This window comes from Kitasatospora sp. GP82, from assembly GCF_029892105.1.
Taxonomy (GTDB): domain Bacteria; phylum Actinomycetota; class Actinomycetes; order Streptomycetales; family Streptomycetaceae; genus Kitasatospora.
Genome location: NZ_JARZAJ010000095.1, coordinates 1 through 6,546, shown reverse-complemented (window position 1 = coordinate 6,546; position 6,546 = coordinate 1). Strand labels below are relative to the sequence as shown.

General features: G+C 69.4%; 5 protein-coding genes. 1 reads left to right on the top strand and 4 read right to left on the bottom strand.

Translation table 11 applies throughout. The annotated features are described in order from the left end of the window. Window positions 1–242: 242 nt before the first annotated feature. Window positions 243–2,066: an FAD-dependent oxidoreductase gene (locus P3T39_RS36935; RefSeq protein WP_348534430.1), complete on the bottom strand. Its 1,824-nt coding sequence runs from the start codon at window positions 2,064–2,066 to the stop codon at window positions 243–245. 223 nt (window positions 2,067–2,289) lie between these two features. Between P3T39_RS36935 and P3T39_RS36930 the strand changes: the two genes are divergently transcribed. Continuing rightward, window positions 2,290–3,048: a hypothetical protein gene (locus P3T39_RS36930; RefSeq protein ID WP_280703703.1), complete on the top strand. Its 759-nt coding sequence runs from the start codon at window positions 2,290–2,292 to the stop codon at window positions 3,046–3,048. Between the two features lie 96 nt (window positions 3,049–3,144). Here P3T39_RS36930 and P3T39_RS36925 read toward each other — a convergent pair whose 3' ends face one another. The 3 genes from P3T39_RS36925 to P3T39_RS36915 form a co-directional block, all read right to left on the bottom strand. Then, window positions 3,145–3,555: an SHOCT domain-containing protein gene (locus P3T39_RS36925; protein WP_280703702.1), complete on the bottom strand. Its 411-nt coding sequence runs from the start codon at window positions 3,553–3,555 to the stop codon at window positions 3,145–3,147. A gap of 146 nt (window positions 3,556–3,701) precedes the next feature. Further along, window positions 3,702–5,345: a sulfatase-like hydrolase/transferase gene (locus tag P3T39_RS36920; RefSeq protein ID WP_280703701.1), complete on the bottom strand. Its 1,644-nt coding sequence runs from the start codon at window positions 5,343–5,345 to the stop codon at window positions 3,702–3,704. A 44-nt stretch (window positions 5,346–5,389) separates the two neighbouring features. After that, entirely contained in the window at window positions 5,390–6,256 is an 867-nt protein-coding gene (locus P3T39_RS36915) for a formylglycine-generating enzyme family protein (protein WP_348534429.1), read from the bottom strand. Window positions 6,257–6,546 lie beyond the last annotated feature (290 nt).

Below are 6,546 nucleotides of genomic sequence, written 5' to 3'. Positions count from 1 at the left end.
TCCACGTCCTCACCCTCACCAACGGCACCGTCTGGGACCGCACCCGCAACCCCGACGGCACCTGGCAAGCCCACGCCAAGAACATCGACAACAACGGCAGGATCTTCGATTTCTACAGCGTGGGCCTGAGCAACGGCACCCTCCAGATCGGCACCCTCGCCTGAGTCACCGTCCGCCCGCGCCGATCCCGCGTGGTCCTGCACCGCACACAGCGCGGGGCAGGACCACCACCACTACCGCAGTCAGCGAGGGTGCACCTCCAGGAAGGTCCGCACGGCGGACTCCAGCGCGCCCTCGATCCAGGCCGGCTTCAGGCTGGTGTGCTCACCGGCGAAGTGGACCCGGCCCTCGACGGTCCGCGCCGCCGGGTGCAGCTCGTGCACCTGGCCCGGAGTGAACATCACCGCCTCGCCCAGCGCGTAACGGGCCCTCGCCCAGGACTGGGTGGCGCCCACCCCGGTGAACTCGCTGCGCACGCGCGGCCCGAAGAGCCGCTCCATGTCGTTCAGCGCGAAGGCATACCGCTCGCCCGGCGTCAGCGAGTCCCAGCGCATCGCGTCGTCCGACCAGGTGTAGGCGGCCAGCACCACGCCGCCGGGCGAGCCCTGCGGCGAGTGCGAGGGGAAGTACGTGAACCGGCTGGCGCTGTCGGAGACACAGCCGCCGCCGGTGAAGCCGTTCGGGCCTTCCTCCCAGAAGCGCTTCTTGAACTCCAGCAGCACCTTGGTCGCCGAGTCGTAGTGCAACTCGGTGATGGCACGCCGCTTCTGGTATGACATCAGCGGCTCGATCGAACAGAACCGCAGCGCGCTGAACGGGATGGTCACGATTGCGTAGTCGCCCTCGAAGACCTCCGTCGGGGCGACCGGCGCGCCGTCGCAGGACTCCTCGTCCCCGCTCTCGGCACTCGTCTCGATCCGCACACCGCTGTCCGTCTGCTGGAGACGGGTCATCCGGCGGCCCATCCGCAGCTCGCCCTTGAGCTGCTCGGCGAGCTTGTCGGTGAGGACGGCGGTGCCGCCCTCCAGCTCCCAGTAGCGGTTGGTCGGGCTGATCACCGCGTGGTCGATGAGCGTCGGCACCAGTGAGTAGTGCAGGCGCGAGGTCATGTTCTCCAGGGTGCCGGCAGCCTGGATCCGGTTCCGGTCCCAGCCGGCCACCTCGGCCAGGAAGCGGCGGGTGGAGTAGTCGGCGTACTTCTGGAAGATCTTCGTCCAGGCCGCCAGCCGGTCGGCTACCGGACCGTCCGGCACGGTGACGCTCTTGAACGCGGCGTCGACGGCGGCCGAGGTGGTGGTGTCCAGATCGGTGCCGAAGGTCCGGTTGATCGCGTTCGGGGACTGGAGGTACGCGGCACGGGTGCTGCGCTCGCCGTTGACGGCGACGCTGGTACGGAAGTTGGCCGTCGGCGGCTTGAAGCTGCCGTTGTCCGAACCGTTGGTCCAGGTCTCACCGGTGAAGGAGCGGTAGACCACCGGTGGCACATCGCCCGTGGGCTCGGCGCCCGGTGTGACGTCGGCGTTGTAGAACAGGCGCCGCTTGATGCCCAGCTTGTCGGAGAGCGCCAGCACCATCGGGTGGAAGTCCGGCAGCCGCATCGCGCCCGCCTCGGCGTGCAGCTGCTTGTCCTCGAAGACGCCCCGGAAGGTCTTGACCCGCCCGCCCGTCCGGCTGGCGTTGGCCTCGATCACCACCACCTCGTGCCCGGCCTGCTTGAGCAGGTACGCGGCCACCATGCCCGCCACCCCGGCGCCGACCACCAGGACCTTCTTGCGCGCGGCCCGGGGCGGCAGCTTGCCGTCGATCAGGACCTTCAGGTAGTCCAGCGTCAGGTCGTGCTGCTCGTCGTCACTGACCATCAGCATCTTGCGCGCCAGGTCCCGCGACTGGTTCTCGTCGGCACCGCCGCCGGGTGCGGCCATCGGTGCCGCCGCCATCGCCGACCTTCCGGCGAACCCGGCGGCCCCCGCCACGGTGGCCACCGCCGCAGCCGAACCGATCAAGGTCCGCCGGGAGACCTCCGGACGTTCCTCGGGCGCGGGCGACTGATTGGTAGACAGGTCCACAGATCACTCCATCGCATATATGCACTCGGACAACGGGGCAACTGCGAAGGAACGATCAAGGTCACGCCGAACCCGGCCGGTTCACCGATTCGAGCGGCCGGCACGCATGTTGGGGTCACGACGGGCGCGCCTCACCCGTCCGAGCGATCACAGCGGGTGGGCCCGGGCCGGCCCTCGGCGTCGTTACACGCCACGCACCCCGCCACTCGCTACTGTGCTGCCCATGCCCACCCCCACCCCTTCCCATGAGGTACGCCTGCGCCGCCTCGCCGAGCGGCTCGGCACCCACTACCGGGCCCCGATCGAGACCTGGTACGACTCCGAACGCCGCAGCTGGACCATGCGCTGGTACGACGGCCCCTCGGTGACCGAGGTCCGCACCGCACTCGACCAGGACGGCACCACCACACCGGTGCTGATCCGGCGCGACCTCACCACCCGGGCACTGGCACTGGCGGCGATCCGGGAGACCCGGGCGGGGGCGATGCGGCGCTGGGTCGGCAGCTGGGGTCAGCGCTACCACCTGGAACAGGTGATCGGCGACCGGCCGCACCCCGAACGCACTACCGACCCGCGCGAGCAGGCGATGCTGGACCGCCTGCTCGCCGCGGCCACCACCGGCGACGGCGAATGGGCGGTACCGGACGAGAGCCGCGCCTTCGACCTGATCGCCCGGGACGGCATCGCCTGGCTGCTGCCCAGCCACCGCCTGGCCGCACCCGGCGAGACGGACGGGCTTGCGCTCGACCCCCTGGAGTTCCTGACGGCCCGCTACGCGGATGGCGTCCACCGCACCGCCTGGGAGACCGCACTGACCACGATGCCGCTGCGCACCGCAATCACCGCCGCCCAGACCGACCCCTCCCCCACCCCCGACGCCGCCCACGCCGCCCTCACCCTGCTCCCCACCCTTCGCGCCCAGATCACCGGTGAACTCGACACCGCCCAGGCCACCCTCACCCTGGCGGCCAAGGCCATCTGACGGGCCGTCACTCCCCCGATCCGGCCCGCCTGACTAAAGGATCCCCGGCCACCGCGTTCAGGCTCTCCTGCAGGTCCGCGGCTGCCTCGGGACTTCTCAGGCCAGGATCTTGGCCTTCGCGCGCTCGTACTCCTCGTCCGTGATGTCGCCCCGGTTCTTCAGCTCGGCGAGCCTGGCCAGCTCGTCGGTGCTGCCGGTCGTGCCGACAGTGGCGCGCAGGTAGGTGCGGAACGCCTCCTCGCTCTGCTGCGCCCGCTGCACCTCGCGCGCATGCATACCCTTGCCGCGGGCGATCAGGTACACCAGGACGCCGATGAACGGGAGAACGATCGTGAGGAACACCCAACCCGCCTTCGCCCAGCCGCCCAACTCGTGGTCACGGAAGATGTCACCGAAGACGCGGAAGAGCAGCATGAACCACAGGACCCACAGGAAGATTTCCGAGATGGTCCAGAACAGGTTCAGCACGGGATAGTCCGAAGCCAGGTTCGGCAACGCGCAGTTCATGGTCTCTCTCTCCTGCCGGTAGGACCTCGCGACGAGGGTGCTGCCTCCACCCTGCGGTCGCGTTCCGCCCGGCCGCCTCACCCTGCGCGGGTGAGGATCGGCTCGGAGCTCCTCGATCGGCCCGGGCGGCGGGAAGGCCGTCGGCGCTACTCGCGGGACAGCATGGCGGCGGCTTCCCGTGCCAGGTCGACGAACGATTCGCCGCTGACGTCGACGACCACCCGGTCCAGCGTCCCGCCGGTGAAGGCCCAGGGGCGGGTGCCGGGGTAGTCCTCGGTGACGGCATCACCGGCGTCGCGGCCGGCGTTGAGGCCCTCTCCAGCGATGCTGAACTTGCCGGGCTGTGTCCTGATCCGGCCCTCACCGACCTTGCGGTCACCGTAGTAGAGACTGAGGATCCCGTGGGCGGTACCGGGCGGGTCCTCGCTGTCCTTGTCGAACGAGGCGGCCAGGATCAGGTTCCGGCCGATCGGCAGGTCCTCCGTCGCGCTGATCCGCTGCTCCTCGCTACCGAGGAAGTTGTAGACGTAGTGCAGCCGGTCGTTCTTGCCGTACAGGGCGTGCCCGCCGAACCGGCCACCGTGCGAGAACAGCACACCGGCTGCTCCCGGACCGGGCAGGTCGACCAGCGCTCCGATCGAATAGGAGCGGCCGCGGACGCTTACCGCGACCGACTCCGGGACCTGTGCGCCTCCGGAGCGGTACACGTAGCGGTTGCGCGGCGCTGCGAGCTGGGGGCGCGGGGTGGTGAAGATCTCCACGGCGGAACGGTCGTCGAGCGGGTACGCCTGGTGGGAGCCGGCCTCGTGGAACCACAACCCGACGAGCTCGGCGAGCCTGCCGGGTTCCTCGGCGGCGAGGTCGCGCAGCTCCGCACGGTCGTCGGCGGTGTGGTAGAGCTCCCAGGTGTCCTCCGGGAAATGGCTCCAGCCACTGATGGCGGGATGGGTGGTGACAGCCTTCCAGCCGTCGTGCCAGACGCCCCGGGTGCCGAGCATCGAGTAGAACTGCGTGTGTTTGGCCGTCGGAATGCTGCCGGTGTCGAAGCTGTAGCGCATGCTCACACCCTCGAACGGGTGCTGGGTGTAGCCCTTCACCGTCTCGGGGAGTTCGAGACCGAGGCAGTCCAGCAGGGTCGGCACCAGATCGGTGGCGTGGTGGTACTGGTCGCGAGTCTCACCACGGGCTTTGATGCCGGCCGGCCAGGAAATGATGCAGGGGTCACAGGTACCGCCGTTGAAGGAGTACCGCTTCCACATCTTGAACGGGGTGTTGAAGGCCATCGCCCACCCGTTCGGGTAGTGGTTGTAGGTCTTGGTGCCGCCCAGTTCGTCCAGCATGGCCAGGTTCTCGGCCAGGTCGTCCGGAACGCTGTTGGCCAGCTTGTTCTCGTTGACCGATCCGTTGGGGCCGCCCTCGCCGCTGGCTCCGTTGTCGGAGACCAGCACGATGATGGTGTTGTCCAGCTGTTCGGCCGCCTCCAGATAATCGAGCAGGCGACCGATCTGGTCGTCGCAGTGCGAGAGGAAGCCCGCGTACACCTCGGCCATGTGGGCGAAGAGCCGCTTCTCCTCGTCGGAGAGGGTGTCCCAGGGGCGGGTGTAGTCCAGCGGCGGGAACGGCTGGCCCTCTGGGCCGGTGCGGGTCTCCGGGGTGCCGATCGGATTGAGCGGCGGCAGCTCGGTGTTCTGCGGGACGAGGCCCATCTCCTTCTGCCGGGCCAGGGTCTCCTCGCGCAGCGCCTCGTACCCTGCGTCGAAGATGGCCGAGCCCGTGACTGCCACTGCCACTGCCACTGCCACTGCCACTGCACGGTGCCCGGCACAGGCCGCGATCAGGCTGAACCGGCGCAGCGGAAGCCGATGTTGCCGGTGGAGGACTCCGGTGTGTTGGCCATCCGCGCGGAGACCCGGTAGCGGCGGCAGTACGAGGCGTGACACAGGTAGGAGCCGCCGCGCAGGACGCGTGCCGTTCCGGTCGTCGGCCCCGCCGGGTCCTCGCAGGGGCCTGCGGCATGCCCCGTACTGAACCGGTCGGCAGTCCACTCCCAGACGTTGCCGGTCGTGTTGTGGAGGCCGTAGCCGTTGGGATCGAAGGCATCGACGGGGCAGGTTCCGAGATAGCCGTCCTCGCGCGTGTTGCGGTCGGGAAAGGAGCCGTTCCAGACGTTCATCCGGTGCCGCCCACCGGGAAGCAGCTCGTCTCCCCACGGGAAGGGCTGCTGCTCGAGCCCGCCACGGGCGGCATACTCCCACTCCGCCTCGGTGGGCAGCCGCAGTTCGGCCCAGGCACAGTACGCGATCGCGTCGTTCCACGACACATGTACCACCGGGTGATTCTCGCGCCCGGCCAGGTCCGAACCCGGGCCTTCCGGGTGCCGCCAGTCGGCGCCGAGCACCTCGCGCCACCAGGGGGCGGCGGCGACTGCCCTGGTGGGCGGGAAGTCGTCGGGCAGCAGGCCGCCGAAAACGAACGAGGCCCCGTATCGCTCGGCATCGGTGACATGGCCGGTGGTGTCCACAAATGCACCGAAGTACGCGTTGCTGACACAGCACGGATCGGGAGCGAAGGGGCTCACCCGCACCCGCCGTGCCGGGCCCTCACCATCCTCCGGGTACGACAGAGCGTCGTCGCTGCCCATGCTGAACCAGCCGCCGTCCAGTCGGCTGAGGTGCGAGGACAGGTCGACAGGTCCTGCCACCGGCCGGGGAAGCGCGGGCCCGTCGGGCGCATCGGCACGGCGTCCAGGTGTGCAGCAAGCGGGAGTGTCGGTCATCGTCTGCCCTTCCGTCGTCACCCGCAGGCGCTGTAGCAGCGCCATTCGTCGGAGGAGTACCCAATAGTCGGGTCGTGCGCGGCAGCGGTGTGGTTATGTTCGCCGCTCGGGCAGGGATGAGCATGACGAAGGGCCCGGTGCGTGTGCACCGGGCCCGTTCGTGTGGGTGTGTTTGTTGGGCATGGCTTAGTACCAGTGGTGGGCGGCCCAGAAGG